This window comes from Bradyrhizobium sp. IC3195, from assembly GCF_020193585.1.
Classification (GTDB): Bacteria; Pseudomonadota; Alphaproteobacteria; order Rhizobiales; family Xanthobacteraceae; genus Bradyrhizobium; species Bradyrhizobium yuanmingense.
This window is the reverse complement of the sequence record NZ_JADYVG010000002.1, coordinates 21,028-43,399: the sequence shown is the minus strand read 5'-3', so window position 1 is coordinate 43,399 and position 22,372 is coordinate 21,028. Positions and strand designations below refer to the sequence as shown.

19 protein-coding genes, 1 tRNA gene and 1 pseudogene are annotated in these 22,372 nt (G+C 64.3%); 13 read left to right on the top strand and 8 right to left on the bottom strand.

Translation table 11 applies throughout. The annotated features are described in order from the left end of the window. Positions 1-28: 28 nt before the first annotated feature. Positions 29-964: a cyclase family protein gene (locus tag I6F09_RS03820; protein ID WP_036025535.1), complete on the bottom strand. Its 936-nt coding sequence runs from the start codon at positions 962-964 to the stop codon at positions 29-31. A 200-nt stretch (positions 965-1,164) separates the two neighbouring features. Further along, positions 1,165-2,055: a LysR family transcriptional regulator gene (locus tag I6F09_RS03815; protein ID WP_036025534.1), complete on the bottom strand. Its 891-nt coding sequence runs from the start codon at positions 2,053-2,055 to the stop codon at positions 1,165-1,167. 99 nt (positions 2,056-2,154) lie between these two features. On the opposite strand from I6F09_RS03815, the gene I6F09_RS03810 reads away from it, so the two are divergent. The 8 genes from I6F09_RS03810 (at position 2,155) to I6F09_RS03775 (ending at position 10,052) form a co-directional block, all read left to right on the top strand. Next, positions 2,155-3,198, top strand: a complete 1,044-nt coding sequence (locus I6F09_RS03810) for a nitronate monooxygenase (RefSeq protein ID WP_225148414.1) — start codon at positions 2,155-2,157, stop codon at positions 3,196-3,198. 118 nt (positions 3,199-3,316) lie between these two features. Next, positions 3,317-4,393 (top strand): nitronate monooxygenase family protein, encoded by a 1,077-nt coding sequence (locus I6F09_RS03805; RefSeq protein WP_036015068.1) that lies wholly within the window; start codon positions 3,317-3,319, stop codon positions 4,391-4,393. A 76-nt stretch (positions 4,394-4,469) separates the two neighbouring features. Next, positions 4,470-4,757 carry an Asp-tRNA(Asn)/Glu-tRNA(Gln) amidotransferase subunit GatC gene (gatC, locus tag I6F09_RS03800; RefSeq protein WP_036025530.1) on the top strand — a complete coding sequence of 96 codons (288 nt, stop codon included), beginning with the start codon at positions 4,470-4,472 and terminating at the stop codon, positions 4,755-4,757. Positions 4,758-4,771: 14 nt separating this feature from the next. Further along, entirely contained in the window at positions 4,772-4,984 is a 213-nt protein-coding gene (locus tag I6F09_RS03795; protein ID WP_109143519.1) for a hypothetical protein, read from the top strand. Next, complete coding sequence (gene gatA, locus I6F09_RS03790) at positions 4,981-6,456, top strand: Asp-tRNA(Asn)/Glu-tRNA(Gln) amidotransferase subunit GatA (RefSeq protein WP_225187490.1); 1,476 nt, start codon at positions 4,981-4,983, stop codon at positions 6,454-6,456. The genes I6F09_RS03795 and gatA overlap by 4 nt, the downstream gene beginning before the upstream one ends. Beyond that, positions 6,447-6,749 carry a hypothetical protein gene (locus tag I6F09_RS03785; RefSeq protein ID WP_085974545.1) on the top strand — a complete coding sequence of 101 codons (303 nt, stop codon included), beginning with the start codon at positions 6,447-6,449 and terminating at the stop codon, positions 6,747-6,749. Before gatA ends, I6F09_RS03785 begins: the two co-directional genes overlap by 10 nt. Then, the gene (gatB, locus tag I6F09_RS03780; protein WP_225187489.1) at positions 6,746-8,224 is read left to right on the top strand and encodes an Asp-tRNA(Asn)/Glu-tRNA(Gln) amidotransferase subunit GatB; all 1,479 of its coding nucleotides are present in this window, start codon (positions 6,746-6,748) and stop codon (positions 8,222-8,224) included. The genes I6F09_RS03785 and gatB overlap by 4 nt, the downstream gene beginning before the upstream one ends. A gap of 1,561 nt (positions 8,225-9,785) precedes the next feature. Beyond that, entirely contained in the window at positions 9,786-10,052 is a 267-nt protein-coding gene (locus I6F09_RS03775) for a hypothetical protein (RefSeq protein WP_036025525.1), read from the top strand. A gap of 59 nt (positions 10,053-10,111) precedes the next feature. On the opposite strand, the gene I6F09_RS03770 is transcribed toward I6F09_RS03775, so the two are convergent. Next, entirely contained in the window at positions 10,112-12,133 is a 2,022-nt protein-coding gene (locus tag I6F09_RS03770; protein WP_225187488.1) for a tetratricopeptide repeat protein, read from the bottom strand. Positions 12,134-12,668: 535 nt separating this feature from the next. Next, positions 12,669-12,761, bottom strand: a tRNA-Ser gene (locus tag I6F09_RS03765). Positions 12,762-13,508: 747 nt separating this feature from the next. Here I6F09_RS03765 and I6F09_RS03760 point away from each other — a divergent pair. Next, on the top strand, positions 13,509-15,038 hold the full coding sequence (locus I6F09_RS03760) for a porin (RefSeq protein ID WP_036015052.1): 1,530 nt from the start codon (positions 13,509-13,511) through the stop codon (positions 15,036-15,038). 170 nt (positions 15,039-15,208) lie between these two features. On the opposite strand, the pseudogene I6F09_RS03755 reads toward I6F09_RS03760, so the two are convergent. Continuing rightward, positions 15,209-15,434 (bottom strand): annotated as a pseudogene (locus tag I6F09_RS03755) (DUF3551 domain-containing protein). A 145-nt stretch (positions 15,435-15,579) separates the two neighbouring features. Beyond that, positions 15,580-18,000: a lytic transglycosylase domain-containing protein gene (locus tag I6F09_RS03750; protein WP_225187757.1), complete on the bottom strand. Its 2,421-nt coding sequence runs from the start codon at positions 17,998-18,000 to the stop codon at positions 15,580-15,582. 281 nt (positions 18,001-18,281) lie between these two features. Between I6F09_RS03750 and dapA the strand changes: the two genes are divergently transcribed. Genes dapA through I6F09_RS03730 form a run of 4 tightly spaced genes read left to right on the top strand, consistent with a single transcriptional unit; the run spans position 18,282 to position 20,770 of the window. Continuing rightward, complete coding sequence (gene dapA / locus I6F09_RS03745; protein WP_036015047.1) at positions 18,282-19,172, top strand: 4-hydroxy-tetrahydrodipicolinate synthase; 891 nt, start codon at positions 18,282-18,284, stop codon at positions 19,170-19,172. Positions 19,173-19,225: 53 nt separating this feature from the next. Further along, positions 19,226-19,639, top strand: a complete 414-nt coding sequence (mscL, locus tag I6F09_RS03740) for a large conductance mechanosensitive channel protein MscL (RefSeq protein ID WP_036025563.1) — start codon at positions 19,226-19,228, stop codon at positions 19,637-19,639. A 59-nt stretch (positions 19,640-19,698) separates the two neighbouring features. Further along, positions 19,699-20,172, top strand: a complete 474-nt coding sequence (gene smpB, locus I6F09_RS03735; RefSeq protein WP_025036727.1) for an SsrA-binding protein SmpB — start codon at positions 19,699-19,701, stop codon at positions 20,170-20,172. A gap of 4 nt (positions 20,173-20,176) precedes the next feature. Continuing rightward, positions 20,177-20,770 (top strand): peroxiredoxin, encoded by a 594-nt coding sequence (locus I6F09_RS03730; RefSeq protein ID WP_225187487.1) that lies wholly within the window; start codon positions 20,177-20,179, stop codon positions 20,768-20,770. Between the two features lie 85 nt (positions 20,771-20,855). On the opposite strand, the gene I6F09_RS03725 is transcribed toward I6F09_RS03730, so the two are convergent. Further along, a complete protein-coding gene (locus tag I6F09_RS03725) occupies positions 20,856-21,530 on the bottom strand; it encodes a uracil-DNA glycosylase (protein WP_036025518.1) in 675 nt (224 codons plus the stop codon). Further along, the gene (locus I6F09_RS03720) at positions 21,511-22,155 is read right to left on the bottom strand and encodes an NYN domain-containing protein (protein WP_036015038.1); all 645 of its coding nucleotides are present in this window, start codon (positions 22,153-22,155) and stop codon (positions 21,511-21,513) included. Before I6F09_RS03720 ends, I6F09_RS03725 begins: the two co-directional genes overlap by 20 nt. Between the last annotated feature and the right edge of the window lie 217 nt (positions 22,156-22,372).

The window sequence follows — 22,372 nt, the reverse complement described above, 5'->3', positions numbered from 1 at the left end:
GCAAGCGGCTCCTCGCCCGGTTTTCAGCTCAGCGGATCGCGATCGGGTTGATCATGGCCTGCACGGCGCCGGTCCAGCGCGGCTGGCCCAGCACGAACAGGAATTCATAGCCCTTGTCGCGCGCGAGCGCCGCCGTGTCCATGTTCTCGAGGATATAGGTCCCGTTCATCGCGAGCAGAATCTGGTGGACCTCGAACACGGTCTTGCCTTCGAACGGCAACACCTCGAGCCCCCAGGTGTCGGCGCCGACCGCGACGACGCCCTTGCCGGCGAGGTACTTCGCGCCCTCGACGCCGAGGCCGGGCTCGCCGGCCGAGTAGCGCTTGTCGTCCTTGCCGATCAGGCTGAGCCAGCCGGTGTGGAAGATGACGACATCGCCCTGGCGGATCTCGACGTTCTGCTGCTTGGCGGCTTCCTCGATCTCCTTGACGTTGAAGGCGGTGCCTTCCTTCACCACGTCGGTCTTGAAATAGGCGGCCATGTCGAGCAGCACGCCGCGGGCGACCATCGGCGGCACCTTCTCGATGCCGAGCTTCTTCAAGCCATTGGGATCGGCGAAATCGGCCAGCTTGTTGCCGTTGTAGTAGACGTGCTCGACGCCGAGATGGCCGAGCCCGTCGAGCTGACTGCCGATGCCGACCCAGCTGTCGAGGATGTCATCGTTGTAAGTGGCCTTGTTCGGACCGAGACCCGGGGTGCCGGCCTGTCCGGGCTGCACGATGGTGAGCTTGAAGGTGCGCGGCGGGTAGGCGGGCGTCTGCGGCGTGACGGGGATGCCGAGGGCGTAGGTCTTGCCGGTCTTCACCAGCGATGCCGCCTTCACAACGAGCTCGGGCGTCATGTAGTTGGCGGCGCCGATCTCGTCGTTCGGCCCCCATTTCGATTTGGTCCAGTCCTGTGCGCTTGCAGTTCCTGAAATCGCCGACAACGCAGCGACGCAGCACAACACGAGCGTATTGCGCATCAATAGTCCTCCCGATGTTTTCTGCCGGTGTTTGGCTTCGTTTATGGTTTCGCGCTGGCCAGTCACTCATCCTAACGTAGAAGAAGCGCGGGCTTCAAAGCTTTTCGAAGTGCTGCGCTGCGATGGCAGCACGCAGCGCGGATCGATTCAAACGCGATGGATTTGTGACGAATTTCGTGGCGTGGAACGTTGGCGCTCCGTCATGCCGCGATGACGTCCTCGTCCTTCTTCAGGCAATCGGCAAAACCGCTCAGCGCGCTGTATTGATGTCCGGCGCGGCGCTGGATGAAGAGTGTTTCGACACGTGCATGTGACGGGCTCAGCGTGTGGACGGCGACGGCGCCGTTCATCGCGCTGCGTTCCACGACGGCGCGCGGCAGCAGGGTCACGCCCATGTCGGCGGCGACGCAGCCGATCATGCCGTCGAGCGTGCCGAGCTCGAAGCGCGCCGCCGATGGCCAGCCGAATTCGACGAAGATCTGTTCGAGCCGCTGGCGATAGGTGCAGCCGGTGCGGAACACCAGCGCGGTCGGACCCGACTCCGGCGTGCCGGCGCGCAGCTCGGCGAGCGAGGCCCAGCGGCGCGCGCTGACCAGCACCAGCTCTTCGCGGAACGCGCTCGTCGCGGTGAGGTCGTCATGCGTGATGGGTCCAGCGACGAAGGCGCCGTCAAGCGTGCCGTCGAGCACGAGGGCGACGAGGTCGGCGGTCGGCGCGGTGCGCAACGAAAGGCGCACGGCCGGGAAGCGGCGGTGGAAATCGGCGAGCAGCGGCGGCAATCGCACGGCTGCCGTGGTCTCCATCGATCCGATCGCGAGCGGTCCTTTCGGCTCGCCATCGTCGCGCGCGGCGAGCAAGGCTTCGCGCGACAGCGCTGCCATCTTTTGCGCATAGGGGAGGAGGCGCTTGCCGGCGCCGGTCAGCGTCATGCCGCGCGAGTGCCGCTCGAACAGCGGCGTGCCGATCTCCGCCTCCAGCGCCTTCACGCGCTGGGTGACGTTCGACTGCACGGTGTTGAGCTCTTCGGCGGCGCGGGTGATGCCGCCGGTGCGGGCGACGGCGGCGAAGGTCTTGATATCGCTGAGTTCCATGGTGTCGTTTCGCTTTTGAGATGGCAGCGTTCGCAACAATTCAATTTTCGAGAATGCTAGTCGCGCCTAGTCTCGCTGTCCAGATCGGGGAGGAGCCGTATGCCGATGACGACGTCGCTGACCACGCTGCTGGGGATCGAGCATCCGATCCTGTTGGCGCCGATGGATGTCATTGCCGGCAGCCGCCTGGTCGCGGCGGTGAGCCGCGCCGGCGGGTTCGGCATTCTTGGCGGCGGCTATGGCGAACGGGTCTGGCTGGAGCAGGAGACGGCGAAGCTCGCCGACCTCAGTGCACCGTTCGGGATCGGCTTCATCACCTGGAGCCTCGCCAAGCGGCCCGAGCTTCTCGATGTCGCGCTCGCTGCAAAACCAGTTGCGATCATGTTGTCGTTCGGCGATCCCGCGCCGTTCGCGCCCAAGATCAAATCCGCCGGCGCGCGCCTGATTTGCCAGGTGCAGGACGAAGCGATGGCGCGGCAGGCGCTCGATGCCGGTGCTGACATCCTGATTGCGCAAGGCACGGAGGCGGGCGGTCATGGCGCTTCGCGCACCACTGTCGATCTCGTGCCCGCCATCGTCGATCTCGTCGCGGGGCGCGTTCCAGTGGTGGCGGCTGGCGGCATCGCGGATGGGCGCGGCCTCGCGGCCATGATGATGCTGGGCGCGAGCGGCGTGCTGCTCGGCACGCGCTTCTATGCCAGCCAGGAGGCCGACGGTGCGGAGGAGGCCAAGCGCCGCATCTGCGCGGCGAACTCCGGTTCGACCGTGCGCGGCATCCTCTTCGATCTCTCCCGCAACAATGTCTGGCCGGCGCCGTTTACCGGGCGGTGCCTGGTCAACGATCATGCCAAGCGCTGGATCGGCCGCGAGGTCGAGCTGATGCAGAATGTTGCCGCAGTCGCTTCCGAGTATGCGGCAGCAAGGGCGGCGGGCAATTTCGATGTCGCGGCCGTGATCGCCGGCGAGGCGGTTGGGTTGATTCATGATATCCCACCGGCGGCGGAGATCGTCGAGCGGATTGCGGCGGAGGCGGAGCAGTTGCTGGCAGGACGCCGGAATTCAGCGAGAGGTGTTCTTCCTTCTCCCCTTGTGGGAGAAGGTGGCGCGCAGCGCCGGATGAGGGGTTCTTTCCGCGGAGAGTGAAGTCAAATCTGAGAGGTCTGCTTCCGCGGATGCAAACCCCTCACCCGTCTCGCCGCTATCGCGGCGATCCACCCTCTCCCACAAGGGGAGAGGGAAGAGCGAATGCGAGGCAAGCATCATGTGGCCTGACCGTCGACTGATCGATCTCTTCAAGACCGAATTTCCGATCGTGCTGGCGCCGATGGCTGGCGTGATGGATGCGGAGCTGGTGATTGCGGCTGCGCAGGGCGGGGCGCTGGGGTCGCTGCCGTGTGCGATGATCTCGCCGGAGAAGGCGCGCGAGCAGGTTGGTCTCATCCGCCAGCGCGTCAAGGCGCCGGTCAACATGAACTTCTTCTGCCACACGCCGGTCGAGTTGACGCGCGAAGCCGAGGCGCGGTGGAAGCAGCGGCTCGCGGGGTACTATTCCGAGCACAGTCTCGATCCCTCCGCGCCGATCGCGGCTGCGAACCGCGCGCCGTTCGATGCAGCGTTCTGCGAAGTGGTCGAGGAGCTGAAGCCGGAGGTCGTCAGCTTCCATTTCGGCCTGCCGGAGCAAGCGCTGCTGCGGCGCGTCAAGGCGGCGGGTTGCCTCGTCATCTCGTCCGCGACGACGGTTAAGGAGGCGGTCTGGCTGGAAGAACACGGCGTCGATGCCGTGATTGCGCAAGGTGCCGAGGCGGGCGGCCATCGCGGCATGTTCCTGACTGACAAGATCGCCGAGCAGCCCGGCACCTTCGCGCTGGTGCCGCAGGTCGTCGATGCCGTGAAGGTGCCGGTGATCGCGGCGGGCGGCATCGCCGACGGACGCGGCATTGCCGCAGCCTTCGCGCTCGGTGCCGCCGGCGTGCAGATCGGCAGCGCCTATCTGCGCTGCCCGGAATCCAAGCTCAGCGCGGGCGGCCGCAAGGCGCTTGCCGAGGCGCGGGACGATTCCACCGTCATCACCAATGTCATGACCGGCCGGCCTGCGCGCGGGGTGCAGAACCGGCTGATGCGCGAGGCCGGTCCGATCTCGCCGGATGCGCCGCCGTTTCCCCACGCCGCGACGGCGCTGGGGCCGCTGAAAGCGGCTGCCGAAAAGCAGGGCAGGGTGGATTTCACCAATCTCTGGGCAGGGCAGGCCGTTGCGCTGGGCCGCGAGCTTCCCGCCGCCGAATTGACCCGGGATCTCGCCAAATCGGCGCTGGGGCGCATGAAGGCCCTCGCCGGATAGGGGGAAGCGCCGGTTGCGGCGCAAAACCGGCCTCTGCTATACGGCACATAGGTTTTGCCGTAAGAGGCCTTATATAATGTCCGTCGACGCCGCTACCGTCCGCCGCATCGCGCATCTGGCGCGCATTGCGGTTTCCGAGGGCGAGGTTCCGCATCTGCAGGGCGAGCTCAACGCCATGCTCGCTTTCGTCGAGCAGCTCTCGGAGGTCAATGTCGAGGGCGTGGAGCCGATGACCTCGGTCACCCCGATGCAGATGAAGAAGCGGCAGGACGTGGTCGACGACGGCGGGATCGCCGACGATATCGTTGCCAACGCGCCCGCGACCGAAGGTCACTTCTTCCTGGTGCCGAAGGTCGTTGAATAAACAGGTTAGGTCCGATGTGCCTGCTTTGCGACGATGAGAAGGCCTATCAGGCCTACATGAACTACCTCGACAAGATGGAGCGGCAGGGCAAGGCTGCCGACCCCAATGTCGCCGTCAATGCCGTGCTCGACGAGCTCGAGGCGGCCGCGAAAGCCGCCGCCAAAAAGGACGACCCGGCCGACGACAAGACCCTGTCTCCGTTCTTCTGCAGCCCGATCAATAAATGACCGATTTGATATCGCTGACGCTCGCCGAGGCCCGCAAGGGTCTCGCGGCAAAAACTTTCACGTCGCTCGAGCTGACCGATGCGCATCTTTCCGCGATCGAGAAAGCGCGCGTGCTCAACGCCTTCGTGATGGAGACGCCGGATCAGGCGCGCGCCATGGCGCGCGAGGCGGACAGCAAGATCGCCAAGGGCGATGCGGGCCCGCTCGCCGGCATCCCGCTCGGCATCAAGGACCTGTTCGCGACCAAGGGCGTGCGCACCACGGCGTGCTCGAAGATCCTCGGCAATTTCGTGCCGACCTACGAGTCCACCGTCACCTCGCAACTCTGGCGCGACGGCGCGGTGATGCTCGGCAAGCTCAACAATGACGAGTTCGCGATGGGCTCGGCGAACGAGACCTCGTGCTTCGGCCCCGTCGGCAATCCCTGGCGGCGCGAGGGCAGCAACACCACGCTGGTGCCGGGCGGCTCGTCCGGCGGCTCGGCCTCGGCCGTGGCGGCGCTGCTCTGCATGGGCGCGACCGCGACTGATACCGGCGGCTCGATCCGCCAGCCGGCCGCGTTCACCGCGACCGTCGGCATCAAGCCGACCTATGGCCGCTGCTCGCGTTGGGGCATCGTCGCCTTTGCCTCCTCGCTCGACCAGGCGGGCCCTATCGCGCGCAGCGTACGCGATGCCGCGATGCTGCTGCGCTCGATGGCCGGCCACGATCCCAAGGACACGACGTCGGTCGATATCCCCGTGCCGGACTACGAGGCGGCGATCGGCAAGTCCGTGAAGGGCATGAAGATCGGCATCCCCCGGGAGTATCGCCTCGACGGCATGCCGGCCGAGATCGAGAAACTGTGGAGTGAGGGCGCGGCGTGGCTGAAGGCGGCCGGTGCCGAGCTGGTCGAGGTGTCGCTGCCGCACACCAAATACGCGCTGCCGGCCTATTACATCGTGGCGCCGGCAGAGGCCTCGTCCAACCTGGCGCGCTATGACGGCGTGCGCTACGGCCTGCGCGAGCAGGGTAAGAACATCATTGAGCTCTACGAGAACACCCGTGCGGAGGGATTTGGCGCCGAGGTGCGCCGCCGCGTCATGATCGGCACTTACGTGCTCTCGGCCGGCTATTACGATGCCTATTACCTGCGCGCGCAGAAGGTGCGCACGCTGATCAAGAAGGATTTTGAGGACTGCTTCGCCAAAGGCGTCGACGCCATCCTCACCCCGGCGACGCCGTCGGCGGCCTTCGGCATCGGCGAGAAGGGCGGCGCCGACCCGGTCGAGATGTATCTCAACGACATCTTCACGGTGACCGTGAACATGGCGGGCCTGCCGGGCATCGCAGTTCCCGCCGGCAAGGACGCGCAGGGCCTGCCGCTCGGACTGCAACTGATCGGCCGTCCGTTCGACGAGGAGACGCTGTTCTCGCTCGGCGAGGTGATCGAGCAGGCCGCCGGCCGCTTCACGCCCGCGAGGTGGTGGTGAATGTCGCCGATTTCATCGCGAGCATCAGTGGCGCGGCGCCCGCGCCGGACCTGAACGCGCCGCTCGCCGGCCTGTGGTGGGCGGCGAAGGGCGACTGGGACCGCGCGCACAAGATCGTTCAGGACGAGAGCAGCCGCGAGGCCGCCTGGGTGCATGCCTATTTGCACCGCGTCGAAGGCGATCTCGGCAATGCCGGCTATTGGTACCGCCAGGCCGGCCAGCCGGCGGCAAAGGATTCATTGGAAGCGGAGTGGGAGCGGATCGCTGCCACGCTGCTCGGGAGCAGGACATGAGCACGGCCACGCACAAGCTTCTCAAGGGCTCAACTGGTGACTGGGAGATGGTCATCGGCATGGAGATCCATGCCCAGGTGACCTCGAACGCCAAACTGTTCTCGGGCGCGTCTACCGCTTTCGGCGGCGAGCCGAACAGCCACGTCTCGCTGGTCGACGTCGCGATGCCAGGCATGCTGCCGGTCATCAACGAGGAATGCGTCAGACAGGCTGTCCGGACCGGGCTCGGCCTCAACGCGCAGATCAACCTGCGCTCGGTGTTCGACCGCAAGAACTATTTCTATCCGGACCTGCCGCAGGGCTACCAGATCAGCCAGTACAAATCGCCCATCGTGGGCGAGGGTGAGGTGATCATCGATCTCGACGGCGGCAAGACGGCCACCATCGGTATCGAGCGGCTGCATCTGGAGCAGGATCCCGGCAAGATGCTGCACGACCGGTCGCCGTCACTGTCCTACATCGATTTCAACCGCTCTGGCGTGGCGCTGATGGAGATCGTCTCGAAGCCTGATATCCGCGACGCCGAGCAGGCCAAGGCCTATGTGACCAAGCTGCGCTCGATCATGCGCTACCTCGGCACCTGCGACGGTGACATGGAGAAGGGATCCCTGCGCGCCGACGTCAACGTGTCCGTGCGCAGGCCCGGCGCGCCGCTCGGCACCCGCTGCGAGATCAAGAACATGAACTCGATCGCCTTCATCGGCCAGGCGATCGAGTATGAAGCGCGGCGCCAGATCGAGATCCTGGAGGACGGGGGCGAGATCGAGCAGGAGACGCGCCGGTTCGATCCCAACAAGGGCGAGACGCGCTCGATGCGGTCGAAGGAAGAGGCGCACGACTATCGCTACTTCCCCGACCCCGACCTGTTGCCGCTGGAGTTCAGCCAGGACTTCGTCGACGCGCTGAAGGCGAAGCTGCCGGAGCTGCCGGACCAGAAGAAGGCGCGCTTCGTCGCCGATTTCGGCCTGTCGGCCTATGATGCGAGCGTGCTGGTCGCCGAGCGCGAGAGCGCGCTGTTCTACGAGACGGTGCTCGACAAGCTTGCTAGTCGCGCCCGCGACGGCAAGATGGCGGCGAACTGGGTGATCAACGAGCTGTTCGGCCGTCTCAACAAGGAAGGCCGGGATATTACGGCTTCGCCCGTCGATGCCGCGCAGCTGGCTGCGATCGTCGACCTGATCGGCGAGGGTACGATCTCGGGCAAGATCGCCAAGGATCTGTTCGAGATCGTCTGGCAGGAAGGCGGCGATCCCCGCGCGCTGGTCGAAAGCCGCGGCATGAAGCAGGTCACGGATCTCTCTGCGATCGAAAAGGTGGTCGACGACATCATCGCGGCCAATCCCGACAAGGCGGCGCAGGTGAAGGACAAGCCGCAATCGCTCGGCTGGTTCGTCGGCCAGGTGATGAAGGCATCCGGCGGCAAGGCCAACCCGCAGAGCGTCAACGACCTGCTCAAGTCCAAGCTCGGCGTCTGAGCCTCACGTTCGAGCGAGGTGACGGACACGTTTCGTCACCTCGCTTTCGGCTCCCGGTGCGACGCTCTCGCGCATCCTCGACGGCAAACTTCATCCCGATCGACGGCGATGCGGCGGGCGAATCGCCGCCGCGCGATTCGCCCGAAACGGCGGTTTGAACGCGCTCCGGCGAGCGCCTGCGCCGTTAAGCATGAAAATATTTTCGTTGCCAAAAGTCGCGACTCAGAGTCCGCGAAGCGCCTTTGCGAGACGACCGCACGATTGTCGATGCGCATCGCTGCGTTGGTCGCGCGCGATGCACGCGCGCGAAAAAATACTTGCTGCATAGTGTTTTTGTGCAGTCGCATCGTTCGCGAATGTCGACGATGCGCGCGCTCTGCATGATCGCAAGTGCACGTCGTACGAAGCGCCTGCGTCGCGCCCGCCAAGCGCAGGCGCCTTGCTGCGTCAACACTTCTTTAAGCGAGAAGCTGTTTTTTTCTTCGTGTTGGTGTATTCGGGATGAAGTGCATTCGATCCCCGAGTGCACGCAGCGATTAAAGCCATCTCACACATCGGAGGGCAACATGGCCAAGAAAGCGAAGAAGGCGAAGAAGGCGAAGAGCGCAGTGAAGAAGACTGCGAAGAAGACCCGCAAGGTCGCGAAGAAGAAGAAGTAACTTCGCTTCTGAAGTTGCCGGCTCCAGATAGCCGGCACGTCATCAGCGCCTCCTAGAGGTTCTGGTCGACGATAGAGGGTGTCGGCGAGACATCAGGTCAACGGTCGGACCGTTCTCTTTCGCGGTCCGGCAGAAGAAACGAGTTTTCTTCGTTCGGTGCGGTTCTCCTCAAACGGGCTCCGCAATTTCACGACAGGCCTTCGGGCCAAAGTGGAATCTGGTCCTGACGTGTTCGCCGACGCCCTCATTCCCTTGAAGCCGGGGCATTGCCGGCATTCCTCTCCCTCACATCGTTGATTTGACCGCGTCGCGTCCGAGCGCGCTTCTGTCATGCCGGCTTGGCTTGGAGAGGCAAGGCGGCCCGTGGCGTGATCGCGCGCCGTTTCGCCCAGCGGTGTCGCCGCCCGGCTCCGACGGGCCGATCCAGCACGCGCGGCTTGTCGTGGAACGATTGCGGCCGCTGGAATACTGGGTCACCCGCCTGCCACCTTCGCCGCTTCGGCGGCCCGAGACCGCATACCGTGGAAGCCTTGGCGTAGCGAGGGCGCGGGTGACGCCAGTTGAAGAAAAGCAACCACATGACCTGCGCCACCGCGCGCGATGGTTATCGATGTCCTGAAATCCCAGGGTAAACCGAATCTGACGAATGACAGAAGTCCCTGCGAATCATGGACTTCTTGAATTCTCGGCGCAGGAGGCGCGCGCCCGCGTTTACGTCTGCTTCATCGCGATGCTTAAACTGCCATTCAAATTTGCCCGCCATCATCGCCTTCAACAAGCCGGCTAACGGCGATGGGGAAGAGTTGAATAGTGCACGATCCCGGGAAGGGTCATGCACATCAGAGGTTGGACGGGAGCCGCGCTCGGCGGACGGGGCGGCATAAGAACAAAGGGGATGCGTGATGTTTCAGGGTACTTTCGATCTGGAGACGGCAACGCCGGTCGATGCGAGCGCGCTCTCGGACGTGCTGTTCGAGCGCGGGATCTATTGGGCGAGCGGCCGCTCCGGCATCGTTGATCTCGTCGCCGCGCACAAATGGTTCAATCTCGCCGCGCTGAAGGGCCGCAAGGACGCCGTGGCGCTGCGCCAGGAAATCGCCGGGCAGATGTCGGAGGCCGAGATCTCCGTCGCGCAGCGCGAGGCGAGAGCCTGGGTCTGCGCGCACTGAGCGTCACTTCGCTTGGGAACCGGACCTTGACCGGGCGGCGCCACCGCGCCGAGGCGGCTTCAGGTCGAGGTTTGCACGGCAAACGAGGCCGGCGCTTCGCCCGCGCAATGCCTGCGCCAGATTTCGTCGAATGCCTTTTCGATATCCCGCGTCATGCGGACAGTATCGAAAAGCGGCCAAGTGGTCCGGCGCGCCGCCAGCTTGCTCCTGAGCGCGACGCGAAGTTCGGAATCGTGCGCGATTCGAAGTGCCAAAGCCTCATATTCCTCCAGTGATCGCGTCACCAGCTCGGGAAGGCCTACGGCGTTCAGGAGACTGGCTGCAACGCGTCCGGCAAAAGTGGTCCCAAGGCACGTCAGGACCGGCAAGCCGGCCCAGAGGGCGTCGCTGGCCCCGGTGTGGGCGTTGTAGGGCAATGTGTCCAGGAACAGATCGGCGACCTGGTGCCGCGCCAAATGCTCCTCAGCAGGGACGCGCGGAGCGAACACGATTCTCTCGGCGACAATCCCCCGCGCAACGGCTTCGCGCTTCAGATTCTCCGTGGCGACCGGGTCACCATCTAGCAGCCAAAGGACGCTTCCGGGGGTCTTGTCGAGCAGCCGCATCCAGACGCCGAACAACGGGGGCGTGATCTTGGGGCTTCTGTTGAACGCGCAGTAGACGAACGCATCGTCCGCCAGTCCGAGCTGGCTCCGGCTCGGTGGATTTGACGGGAGCGGTCGCTTCGCGTCGGTCGCCTGGTAGCTATTGGGAAGATAGATCACCTTCTCGGCGTAATAAGTCTGCTCTGCTTCGGGGATGACGATCCGGTCGGCCATGAGATAGTCGACATAGGGGGCGCCCATCGTGCCGGGAAAGCCGAGATAGCTGACCTGGATAGGAGCCGGCCGGCGCGCAATGATTTTCGGCCGCGCACCGGCGGTGAAGCCGCCGAGATCGACGAGAACCTCGATCCCGAGCTGGCCGATCAGCTTGACGACGTCCTCGTCGGCGAGATCGCTGACATCTTCAAAACGTTCGAATGCGGCCCTCAGGCGGTTGCGCATCTGGCTGTCGTCGTCGGGCCCGTGGGAGATAGCGGTGACGTCGAAGCGCTCGCGGTCGTGCGCCTCGAAGATTCCGGCCATCAAATACGCGGTGGCATGACTGCGAAAATCGGCCGACATGTACGCGACCCGGAGCCGGGACGCCGGTCTCGGCGTTCCGGGCCTGGCGGCACCCCCGTCGGGGGTCACCTTGGCGACATAGGCCTTCGCGCAGGTCAATTGGCGTGCAGGCGATGAGGAGACATGAAAGAAGGTGAAGGGGTCGACCGGCACGCCTGCCTCGGCAGCGTCTTCCATGGTGGCCTGTTCACGTTCGAAGCTGCTCCAGTCGGCGCGCTTCCGCTTGCAAGCAACGAGGTTGCTCAGCGCAAACGGGAACGTCTTATCAAGTGCGACCGTTCGTTCCAGAGCCACGATCGCTTCGTCGTCTCGCCCCAGCTGGCCAAGAACCTCAGACAACGCGAAATGGTTCTGTGGGTCGGCCGGTGCAAGCTCGATGGCGCGGGCGTAGCTGTCACGCGCTTCCTCGAGTCGACCAAGCTGCTGCAACGCGCTGCCTCGGTTGGCGAACGCGGCGCTCGACGGTGCGATCGCAATGGCGCGATCAAACTCGGCTATGGCGTCGCGAACCTGCTGCCGTGCAATGAGGATCGCTCCGCGATTGAGATGCGCGTCCGCGAAGTTCGGAGCCAGGGCGATTACTTTCGCAAGCCAGACGAGCGCATCGTCCGGCTTGTCCAGCGCGCGCAGCACGTTGGCATAGTTGAAAAGAACGTCGGGATTGCCGGGGTCGACGCGTGCAGCCTTCTTCAGCAAAGGCTCGGCATCCGCAAAATGGCCGCGCTGGGCGTGCAACAGCCCCAGCATATGGAGCGCGACGGCATGCGTTCTGCTTCCCTTCAGAATGGTCGTGTAGGCCCGTTCCGCTTCCGACAGATTGCCCGAACGGTGCGCCGCAATTGCCTGGTCCAGAATAGCTGACGGATGGAGTGAGGAGGGGGCCGAGGCTCCCTTGTTGCGGCCTTGTTGCGACATGCAATGGGTTCTCGACCCGACGTAGGGGGGTCTGTGCTCGGGCGAAATGGTGCAAAAACTCTAGTCACCTTTGCCGGCGAGAACAACGGCCGCGCCGCCTGCGCTCATTCGCACGGGCGGACGCGCTTGCGCTGGAGCAAGTTTCTTCTTCATGGCGTCGCCTAGAATCCGACGGCATGAGCAACCAGGCTACGAATGGACGATGGCTGCCGATTCAGATCGCTCCCGACGAGTGCGACCTGGAACTCGGGCGTCTGCACAAAACAGGTATTGTGCCATGGTCCTTTCCATGCCGGCGTAAGGGCGGCATCTGGTTCAATGTTTGGGCCGATGAGGCCGTGCTGATAGCGCCCTCGCATTGGCGGGTCTGGCGATCCGGCATTTAGGTGGTGGCTCACATATATAAGGAGCGCGCGAATCGCGCGGGCTCGCCGCCCTCATCCTTGTGCGGAACTTTCGTACCGGCGTCGCCCATCGCCTTCCGCTGGACGCGCGCAGCGACCTTGATTCTGCTTCCGGGGATTCTGCTGCCGGGTGGCGGAGAGGGAGGGATTCGAACCCTCGATACAGCTTGAGACCGTATGACGCTTTAGCAAAGCGTTGCCTTCAGCCACTCGGCCACCTCTCCGGTGCGAGCCTTATGCATCTATTTGCTCGGGCTGGTCAATTTGGAAGCGCGTGTTTTCGCTCGAATATTCCCAGTGATTTGCGAAACGAGACGGGTTTGCGCTCGGATCAGGGCGTGGCGCTGATTTTTCGAGGAAATTCAAAGGTGCAAAGAAGGACTAGCACCTCTGCGTCCTCGCTCGCCGAGCTGTCCGGCCCGATTATCCCGCCAGCGTGACTTCCATATAGAGAGTGATGGCGAGCCCCGGACGGCGGAGGTATTTGCAGGCTGCCTGCGTCAGATTGCGCGGCGGGGAGGCGGTCGATGCCTGCCCATTGAGTCTCCTTCTGATTCCACGATTCGAGCGCCTCAAAGCTGGCTCAAGCCGAGCTCTCGCGCGCGGCGCCTCATGTGCGGAACTTTGATGGCATTTGGAACCGCTTCGAAAACTTCAATGTAAACAACGTGTTACGAGAGCGGTTTGATCACATCTGCGTGTTATTTGTGCAACACCCGTTGGAAAACACGCTGCACCGGCCCGTTTCGGAGCGTTCTCTTGTTGTGTGTGCAAGGACGTTCGGTAATTGTGACTGAGCGACGGAGGGGGGCATCCCGAGGTCGTCCCGTTTAGGTCATTCGCTTAAGTCCCTCGCGTTCATGCGGGTGTGTCCGAAGACGCGAAGGGGCCGAAAGCGGTGATTTAGAGGGGGTTGGGGAATTGGCCGTCCGGTCAGTGACCTTCCCTGAAGAGCAACTTGGAGGTTTAACATGAAGTTGGTTAAGAGCCTTTTGCTCGGCTCAGCGGCGGGTCTGATCGCCGTGGGCGGAGCTCAGGCAGCCGATCTCCCCGTGAAGGCCAAGGCGGTCGAGTACGTGAAGATCTGCTCCCTGTACGGTGCTGGATTCTACTACATCCCGGGCACCGACACCTGCATCAAGTTCGGCGGCTATCTGCGTGCCGACATGCTGTTTAACACGAACAGCGACTACGGCATTGGCCAGGGTGCTCCCGGCGGCGCCAACAACCGTCTGGACAACTACTACCAGACCCGCGCTCGTTTGGACTTCACCATCGATACCCGCACGGCAACCGAGTACGGCGTGGTCCGCACCTACGCCGATACGGTTTTCAGCTGGGATGCCACGTCGGTGACCGGCAGCGCCCCGTCTGCCTTCTCGACCGGTTCGGCTTCGCTCGGCCTCTACCATGCGTTCATCCAGTTCGCTGGTTTCACCTTCGGCCGCACCGTCTCGATCTTCGACGCACCGTGGCAGAGCTATCCGGCTGGCGGTCCCGACTTCCTTCCGGGCGGCAGCAACAACGTCACCGGTGTGAACCAGGTCGCCTACACGGCTGATTTCGGCCAGGGCATCACGGGTTCGGTCGCGTTGCAGGATATGACGACCGCCGCTGGCGGCCAGTCCAACCTCTGGAACGCGAGCGTGACGGGCGTTGCCGGTGCAGTTGGTGGCTTCGCCTCGACTGCGGCTGCGGGCGCTGCCTTCATCCAGGGCATCTACGGTGTCAACGATTGGGGTGGCACGCGCATGCCCGACATCGTCGGTCAGGTTCGTGTCGATCAGGCTTGGGGTCTGTTCCAGATCTCGGCGGCGGCGCACGAACTCCACTCGGCTTATTACGGTACGACGGAGCTCACGGGTCATCCGTCGGACAAGTGGGGCTGGGCGGTGCAGGGTGCCTTGTCGATCAAGAACATCCCGACCGGCGCGGGTGACTCGATCAACTTGCAGGCGGTCTACACCGACGGTGCTTCGCGGTACAACTTCCAGAGCCTGTTCCCGCAGACCATCTTCATCTACGGCGGCAGCGGCATCGCTTATCAGAGCATCGGCTTCGCCGGTATCGCTGATGGCGTGTTCGGTTCCGGTCTCGGTATCGAGACCGTTAAGACCTGGGGCTTCCGCGGTGGTTATACTCACAACTGGTCCCCGAACTGGGCGTCGGGCATCTACGGTGCTTATGCTTCGCTCCGCTACGGCGATCAAAGCAAGGCTCTGATCTGCGCCAACTTCGCTGCTGCTCTGGCCCCCGCCGCTGGCTCGACCTGTAACCCCGACTTCAACCTTGCGGTTATCGGCGGCAACTTGGTCTGGACTCCGGTCAAGGGCCTCGCCTTCACGGCTGACGTGAGCTACGTCTGGCTCGACCAGAAGCACTCTGGCGTTGTCACGGGCGCCAACACGGCCAACCTGGCTGTTGCCAAGCCCGCAGCCACCTACGAGCTGAAGGATCAGGGCAACCTGCAGATGCTCCTGCGCGCTCAGCGCAACTTCTAAGATCGACGTTAAGTTGATCGACGGACCCCGGCAGGAAACTGCCGGGGTTTTCTTTTGAGGCGCGACTTCGTCCGACGTGCGGACCTTGTCGCGTCGCGACGGAATGTCGGCGAAGAGCGATCAGACTACCAGCTCGGCCCCTTCCACTCCCGGAAGGTGTACGATTGGGTTCAAACCGTGCCATCCATCGTGCCCGACGTGGTCGCCATGCACTGGCTGTACGTGGAAAACTGACAGTTGCCTGGATAACCCCGACGCCGCCCCCTGTAGGCAATAGCGGTCCTGGATGCCGGTTGCCTGGGGCTGGGCAGGATGGCGGTTGTTGCCGAAGGCGGGCGGGCTACCGGTCGCGAGACCCGACGTGATCACAGCTGCGAACAGCAAGGCACCGACCACCGCGACATGGCACGTCTTCAGACTCGCGAGGCATAGGCTAACTGGTGCGTGGGAACGCCTGTTCAAATTCATGCCCACGTTGCTGCTATCGACGAATCGTTCCGACGCCTTCCCCACTAGCAACTATCGGCCCATCGACGCGCCGCTACTGCACGCTGACCGCGCCGCGGCGCAGATCGGCTTCGATCTGCAAGCGGGTGCCGCCGCCGAAACGGGCGCGGTAGACTTGAAGGTTTTCCATGATCCGCTGCACATAGTTGCGCGTCTCGGAGAACGGAATCAGCTCGACCCAGTCGACCGCGTCGACCTTGGGGTCGCGCGGATCGCCGTAACGCTCGACCCACTTCTTCACGCTGCCGCGGCCGGCATTGTAGGCGGCGAACGTCATGATGTAGGAGCCGCGATAATCCTCGAGCAGTCCGCCGAGCTCGGCCGAGCCGAGCGTGGCGTTGTAGACGGAGTCGTTCTTCAGCCGCCCCAGGTCGTAGGTTGCGCCGTGGCGCTTGCAGACGTAGCGGGCGGCATCCGGCGTCACCTGCATCAGCCCGTAGGCCTGCGCCGGCGAGACCACCGACGGGTTGAACGCGCTCTCCTGCCGCGCAATCGCATAGATGATGCTGCGTTCGACCTCGGGGCCGATCGGCGTGAACTGAGGGATGCCGTTGACGGGGTAGGCGTAGAAGTCGAACGGGAGGCCGCGGTTGAGCGCGGCCTTGCCGAGCAGCAGCATGCCGCGCGCGTCGCTGTAGCGCTGGGTGAGCTCGCCGAGGCCCGCGAGCGCCTCGGGATCGCCGTTCTCGCCCATGTCGGCGAGCAGCGGTATCGCGAACTCGCGCTCGTCCAGCTCGTAGAGCAGTTGCGCGGCGCGCACGATCTCGAGCCGCTCGGCGCCGCGACCGCGCGGCTGGCTGTTGAGCTCGATCTGCGGCAGGCCGAGCTTTGCGCGCGCGAGCTGGCCGTAATAGCTGGTCGATTGCTCGGCCGCCCGCGCATAGGCATTGCGTGCCTCCTGCTGGCGGCCCATCGCCTCGGCAGCGCGGCCCTGCCAATAGCCGGCACGCGCCAGCGCGGTGGGATTGACGCTGCCGACGCCGATGCGAGCAAAATGCTGGGCGGCGGTCGCGGGATCGTTGAGGAAGCGCAGCGCGATCCAGCCGGCGGTGAACTCCTGCTCGGTCTTGTAGATGTCGCGCGAGGGCAGGGCGGCGTCGCGCGCGATCAGATAGGCGCTGCGGAATTCCTCGGTGTCGATCATCTTGCGGGCCAGGAGGCGCCGCTCGATCCACCATTCGTCGAGATTGTGGAGGCGACCCGGATCCTTCGGCGCCGACAGCATCAGCTGGGCGGCTTCAGTGAACTTCTCCTCGCGGCGCAGCAGCTGGATCTTGCTGAAGATGAAGCCTGGATCGCCGTGCAGCTCGCGCGGCACGGCATCGAGCAGCGCCCGCGCGTTCGGCGCTTTCTTGACCGCGGCGATGCGGGCCTTGGCGAGCGCGACATAGCCGGCGCCGAGACGCTTGGCGGCGCGTAGCGCCGCCTCGTTCTCGCTGCCGTAGAGCAGGTTGTCCATCCGCGCTTTCTGGTCGCCCGGCGTGAGCAGGGCGCCGAACTGGTCGAGCGCGTTGTTCTCGGTGTCCTCCGACATCGGATCGGCGCGCCAGGCGTCCCGCACCAGCCGCTCGGCATTGGCGCGGTCGCCGCGCGCCAGCATCGCCCTGGCGAGTGTGAAGCGTCCCTTGGCGGAGATCGGCGACTCGTTCTCGAACCACGACCACGCGACCGACTCGTCGCGCCTGTCGTCCCACATCGCGGCCTCGAGCCGCCGGCGCAGGAAGGTCTGCGACGGCCAGCTCGGATTGGCTGAGAGGAAGGCGCGATAGCGTTCCACGGTCGCGCCGTTGTCCTCGCTGCGCAGGATGATCCATTCGGCGAGCTTTCGCGCGACCGGATCGGAGATGCCGGCCGCGGCATTGGTGGCGTCGCCGGCCTTGCGCTTGCGCACGAGCTCGATGACGCTCTCCAGGGTGTCCTTGTCAGCCTGCGACGTCGACGACGTCGCAGCGACGGCGGCCGGGATGACCGGCTTGCGCGGCGCTGCATGCTGGCGCGTTGCAGGCGCCAGTATGGGAGCTGCGGCCGGTCTGGCTGGGGCCGGCGCAGTCGGTTTGACGGTGGCAGTCACGGCCGGGGCGGGGGCTGCCTTGGGCGGCGCGCCGCTCGCAGTCGGCGCTGCCTTCGGCGCGGAAGCAGGTGCCGTGGCAACGGGAGCGGTGGCCGCAGGCTTGGGTTTGTCTTTGGGCTTGTCCTTCGCCGGTTCCTTGCTGGCGTTCTTGCCGGCGTCCGGCTTCTTCGCGGCGTCCTTGGCGGGGGTGCCAGGCGTACCCTTTGCGGCCTTCGCGGCGTCCTTGCCGGTTCCCTTGGCTGTATCCTTCGCCGTTTCCTTGGTTGATCCTTTGGCCGAGCCATTCGCGGCGTCCTTGGCTGCTGGCTTGGCGGGATCCTTGGTCTCCGCGGCCGTCTCGTTGGACTTGGCGAATGCGGCACAGTCCATCGACAGCCCGGCCATCAGGCACAATGCCATACCCAGGGATCGCCACGCGGCAGATGCAAAGGAGGTCACGGCGTTTCGTCGCCCCGAATCAGTGAAGTGGCTCAAGACCTAGCTGAATTTGCTTGAATATGCGGAGAAAATACCAACAGCCGCTTACCTCGGGCCGATTTGCACCAGCACCGCGGCAAAATCGCGGCCTAAACCCAGCCTGGCACCGACCCCGGGTCTTTTACCGGCCGGATAGACCCGATATGAAGGGGGCTTGCTCAAGAGATCGCCGCGTACGGAGGAAGTCCATGGCAGCCAAGACGAAATTCCGAGGGTCGTTCACCGCCTTGGTCACCCCGTTCAAGAACGGCTCGCTCGACGAGGCGGCGTTTCGCTCCCTGGTCAACTGGCAGATTTCCGAGGGCACCAACGGCCTCGTTCCGGTCGGCACCACCGGCGAGAGCCCGACGCTCAGCCATGACGAGCACAAGAAGGTCGTGGAATGGTGCATCGCTGAAGCCAAGGGCCGCGTGCCCGTCATCGCCGGCGCCGGCTCCAACTCGACCAAGGAGGCGATCGAGCTCTCCCAGCACGCCGAAAAGGCGGGCGCGGACGCCGTGCTGATCGTCACGCCCTATTACAACAAGCCGACGCAAGAAGGCATGTACCAGCACTTCAAGGCGATCAACGATGCGATCGGCATTCCGATCATCATCTACAACATCCCGCCGCGCTCGGTGATCGACATGTCGGTCGACACCATGAAGCGGCTGTGGGAGCTGAAGAACATCGCCGGGGTCAAGGACGCCACCGCCAGCATGGTCCGCGTGTCGCAGCAGCGCGCGGCGATGGGCGAGGACTTCAACCAGCTCTCGGGCGAGGACGCCACCATCATCGGCTACATGGCCCATGGCGGCCATGGCTGCATCTCGGTGACCTCGAACGTCGCGCCGCGCCTGTGCTCGGAGTTCCACGCCGCCTGGCAGAAGGGCGACACCAAGGCGGCGCTCGCGATCCACGACAAGCTGATGCCGCTGCACAACAACCTCTTCATCGAGAGCAATCCGGCGCCGATCAAGTACGCGATGTCGCTGCTCGGCAAGCTGGACGAGACGCTGCGGCTGCCGATGGTTCCGGTGTCCGAGCCGACGCGGGTTGCGGTGCGCAGCGCGATGGTTCACGCCGGCCTGGTCAACTGACGCATTACCGTTCGGGGGAGCCTTTCATGAGCGTGGAGGAAAAGGGCGCGCGGATGCTCAAGGAGTTCCGCGAGTTCGCCATGAAGGGCAACGTCGTCGATCTCGCGGTCGGCGTCATCATCGGCGCGGCCTTCGGCGGGATCGTCACCTCGCTGGTCGGTGACGTCATCATGCCGATCGTCGGCGCGGTCACCGGTGGCCTCGACTTCTCGAACTACTTCATCCCCTTGTCGAAGGCGGTCACCGCCACCAACTTGGCGGATGCCAAAAAGCAAGGCGCAGTACTTGCTTACGGCAGCTTCCTGACGCTGACGATCAACTTCATCATCGTCGCCTTCGTGCTGTTCCTGGTGATCCGCGCCATGAACACGCTGAAGCGCAAGGAGGAGGCGGCGCCCGCCGCTCCGCCAAAGCCGTCGGCCGAGGTCGAGCTGCTGACCGAGATCCGCGATCTCCTCAAGAAGTGACGCGCCCACTTCATCCGAACTGTTAGAATCCGAGCGCATCTCGATCAGGTTTGCCCGTCATGGCCGATAAGAACGAACGTCCGATCAAGGTGATGGCGGAAAATCGCAAGGCGCGTTTCAACTACGCCATCGAGGACACGATCGAGGCGGGCATTGCGCTGACCGGCACTGAGGTCAAGTCGATCCGCAACGGCAAGAGCACGATCGCGGAATCCTATGCCGATTCCAAGAACGGCGAGATCTGGCTGATCAACGCCACCATTCCCGAATACCTGCAGGGCAACCGCTTCAACCACGAGCCCAAGCGGCCGCGAAAGCTGCTGCTCCACCGCCGGCAGATCAACAAGCTGATCGGCGCGGTCGACCGCGAGGGCATGACGCTGATCCCGCTCAAGCTTTACTTCAACGAGCGCGGCCGGGCCAAGCTGCAGCTGGCGGTTGCGAAGGGCAAGAAGCTGCACGACAAGCGCGAGTCCGAGAAGAAGCGCGACTGGAGCCGGGAGAAGGGCAGGCTGCTGCGGGCGAGGGGATGACGAGATGAATCAACGGAACCTGCTCGAGGTCGACTGGAGCCAGATTCCCGCGCCTTCCGACGATGGCGCCGCCGCGCATCTCGAAGGCATGACGTTGCCGCCGATTGGCCTGCTCGCGACCGACGACACATCGGTCACCCTGTCGGCTTTGCGCGGCCGCACCGTGGTGTTCGCCTATCCCCGCACCGGCGAGCCCGGCAAGATCGCGCTGGTCGACGATTGGGACATGATCCCCGGAGTGCGCGGCTGCACGCCCCAGACCTGCGCCTTTCGCGATCTCTACGCCGAGCTGAAGGCCGCCGGCGCCGCGCATGTGTTCGGCCTCTCGACCCAGAGCAACGACTATCAGATCGAGATGGCGTCGCGCCTGCATCTGCCGTTCCCGGTGCTTTCGGACGAGAAGCTGGCGCTGACGCGCGCCTTGAACTTGCCGACCATGGAGGTCGCGGGCCTGACGCTGATCAAGCGCCTCGCGCTTGTTATCGACGACGCCAGGATCACGCACGTGTTCTATCCGGTGTTTCCGCCCGACCGGAACGCCGGCGACGTGCTGGCCTGGCTCAAGGCAAATCCCGTCAATAAGGCGCGATGCGATTAGGATGAATCGTCATCGCGCTTTAGCTTATTGTTTGAGCATGATCTTTTCGGAAAACCGCTACGCACTTTTCCGGATCATGCTCTAGCTAATCGAGATCCGCCTTCACCTTCGCGAACACGGATCTGAACATGTCTGGCGTCAGCACGCCGGTGTTCGTGTTGTAGCGGGAGCAGTGATAGCTGTCGTAGAGCCTGAACGCGCCGGCCTGATGCACCGCGCCGTGGCCGAAGGGGGCTTGCGAGGCCTTCAAATTCAGCGGCTTGAGCACGCTGTCGTGCGCAATTCGCCCGAGCGCGACGATCGCGCGCAGCTTCGGCATCGTCGCCAGATTGGCCACGAGAAACTGGCGGCAGGTGTTGATCTCGATCGGCAGCGGCTTGTTCTGCGGCGGCACGCAATGCACGGCATTGGCGATCCGGCAGTCGACGAGTTTCAGGCCGTCGTCGGGACGCGCCTGATAGGTGCCCCTCGCAAAGCCGTATTCGATCAGCGTGGCATAGAGCAGGTCGCCGGCATAATCGCCCGTGAACGGCCGCCCCGTGCGGTTGGCGCCCTGCATTCCCGGGGCGAGGCCCACGATCAGGAGGCGGGCCTTGATGTCGCCGAAGGGCGCAACCGGCGCATTGTGCCACGAGGGCTCGCGCGCGCGGTTCGCCTCGCGGAAGGCGACCAGGCGCGGGCAGAGCGGGCAGTCACGGTCGGGAACGATTGTGAGAGGCTGGCGGCTTGACCGGGCCGCCTCACTCCTCGAAGTCGTCATCGCCCCTCGGCGCCGTCGTGGTCGCGCGCTGGAGGAATTGCGGGGCGTGGTGGCGTTCACCACGCTCGCCGCGGTCACGCGGGGCGGGGCGCTCGGACGGATCGCGGCCGAGCTTGGATTGCAGCTCGACGAGGTCGGTGAAGACGTCGGCCTGGCGGCGCAGCTCGTCGGCGATCATCGGCGGCTGGCTGGCGATGGTGGAGACCACCGTGACCCGCACGCCGCGGCGCTGGACGGCCTCGACCAGGGAGCGGAAGTCGCCGTCACCCGAGAACAGCACCATCTGGTCGATGTGCTCGGCGAGCTCCATGGCGTCGACGGCGAGCTCGATGTCCATGTTGCCCTTCACCTTGCGGCGCCCGGAGGCGTCGATGAATTCCTTGGTCGCCTTGGTGACGACCGTGTAGCCGTTGTAGTCCAGCCAGTCGATCAGCGGGCGGATCGAGGAGTATTCCTGGTCTTCGATGATGGCGGTGTAATAGAACGCCCGCAATAACGTCCCGCGGCTCTGAAACTCCTTCAGCAGGCGCTTGTAGTCGATGTCGAAGCCGAGGGTTTTCGCCGTCGCGTAGAGATTGGCCCCGTCGATGAAGAGCGCGATCTTGTTGGTAGGAGAAGGTGACATTCAGTTTGCTCGCGTAGCGTTCGTGATTGATCGTTTTTTGTTGGCGCGGCGACAACAGGCCGCGCAGTTCTAGAGTGCCGCAGAAACCCGTCGAAACCGCAAATCCGGAGAAGTCGGGGCAATCAAGGTATAGTTATGGCGGACTTGCATACACCCCGGGGCCGCCCCAACGGCAGCCCGGAAAACCACCCGTCCCAGCCCCAATGTGGGGGTAGCA

Excerpts from the sequence above, each read along its gene's own strand:
- gatB (WP_225187489.1), top strand. The coding sequence starts at position 6,746 with ATGAGCACGGCCACGCACAAGCTTCTCAAGGGCTCAACTGGTGACTGG.
- gatA (WP_225187490.1), top strand. The coding sequence starts at position 4,981 with ATGACCGATTTGATATCGCTGACGCTCGCCGAGGCCCGCAAGGGTCTC.
- dapA (WP_036015047.1), top strand. The coding sequence starts at position 18,282 with ATGGCAGCCAAGACGAAATTCCGAGGGTCGTTCACCGCCTTGGTCACC.
- I6F09_RS03730 (WP_225187487.1), top strand. The coding sequence starts at position 20,177 with ATGAATCAACGGAACCTGCTCGAGGTCGACTGGAGCCAGATTCCCGCG.
- gatC (WP_036025530.1), top strand. The coding sequence starts at position 4,470 with ATGTCCGTCGACGCCGCTACCGTCCGCCGCATCGCGCATCTGGCGCGC.
- I6F09_RS03820 (WP_036025535.1), bottom strand. The coding sequence starts at position 964 with ATGCGCAATACGCTCGTGTTGTGCTGCGTCGCTGCGTTGTCGGCGATT.
- smpB (WP_025036727.1), top strand. The coding sequence starts at position 19,699 with ATGGCCGATAAGAACGAACGTCCGATCAAGGTGATGGCGGAAAATCGC.
- I6F09_RS03810 (WP_225148414.1), top strand. The coding sequence starts at position 2,155 with ATGCCGATGACGACGTCGCTGACCACGCTGCTGGGGATCGAGCATCCG.
- I6F09_RS03770 (WP_225187488.1), bottom strand. The coding sequence starts at position 12,133 with ATGTCGCAACAAGGCCGCAACAAGGGAGCCTCGGCCCCCTCCTCACTC.
- I6F09_RS03720 (WP_036015038.1), bottom strand. The coding sequence starts at position 22,155 with ATGTCACCTTCTCCTACCAACAAGATCGCGCTCTTCATCGACGGGGCC.
- I6F09_RS03725 (WP_036025518.1), bottom strand. The coding sequence starts at position 21,530 with ATGACGACTTCGAGGAGTGAGGCGGCCCGGTCAAGCCGCCAGCCTCTC.
- I6F09_RS03760 (WP_036015052.1), top strand. The coding sequence starts at position 13,509 with ATGAAGTTGGTTAAGAGCCTTTTGCTCGGCTCAGCGGCGGGTCTGATC.
- mscL (WP_036025563.1), top strand. The coding sequence starts at position 19,226 with ATGCTCAAGGAGTTCCGCGAGTTCGCCATGAAGGGCAACGTCGTCGAT.
- I6F09_RS03750 (WP_225187757.1), bottom strand. The coding sequence starts at position 18,000 with ATGGCCGGGCTGTCGATGGACTGTGCCGCATTCGCCAAGTCCAACGAG.
- I6F09_RS03805 (WP_036015068.1), top strand. The coding sequence starts at position 3,317 with ATGTGGCCTGACCGTCGACTGATCGATCTCTTCAAGACCGAATTTCCG.
- I6F09_RS03815 (WP_036025534.1), bottom strand. The coding sequence starts at position 2,055 with ATGGAACTCAGCGATATCAAGACCTTCGCCGCCGTCGCCCGCACCGGC.
- I6F09_RS03775 (WP_036025525.1), top strand. The coding sequence starts at position 9,786 with ATGTTTCAGGGTACTTTCGATCTGGAGACGGCAACGCCGGTCGATGCG.
- I6F09_RS03795 (WP_109143519.1), top strand. The coding sequence starts at position 4,772 with ATGTGCCTGCTTTGCGACGATGAGAAGGCCTATCAGGCCTACATGAAC.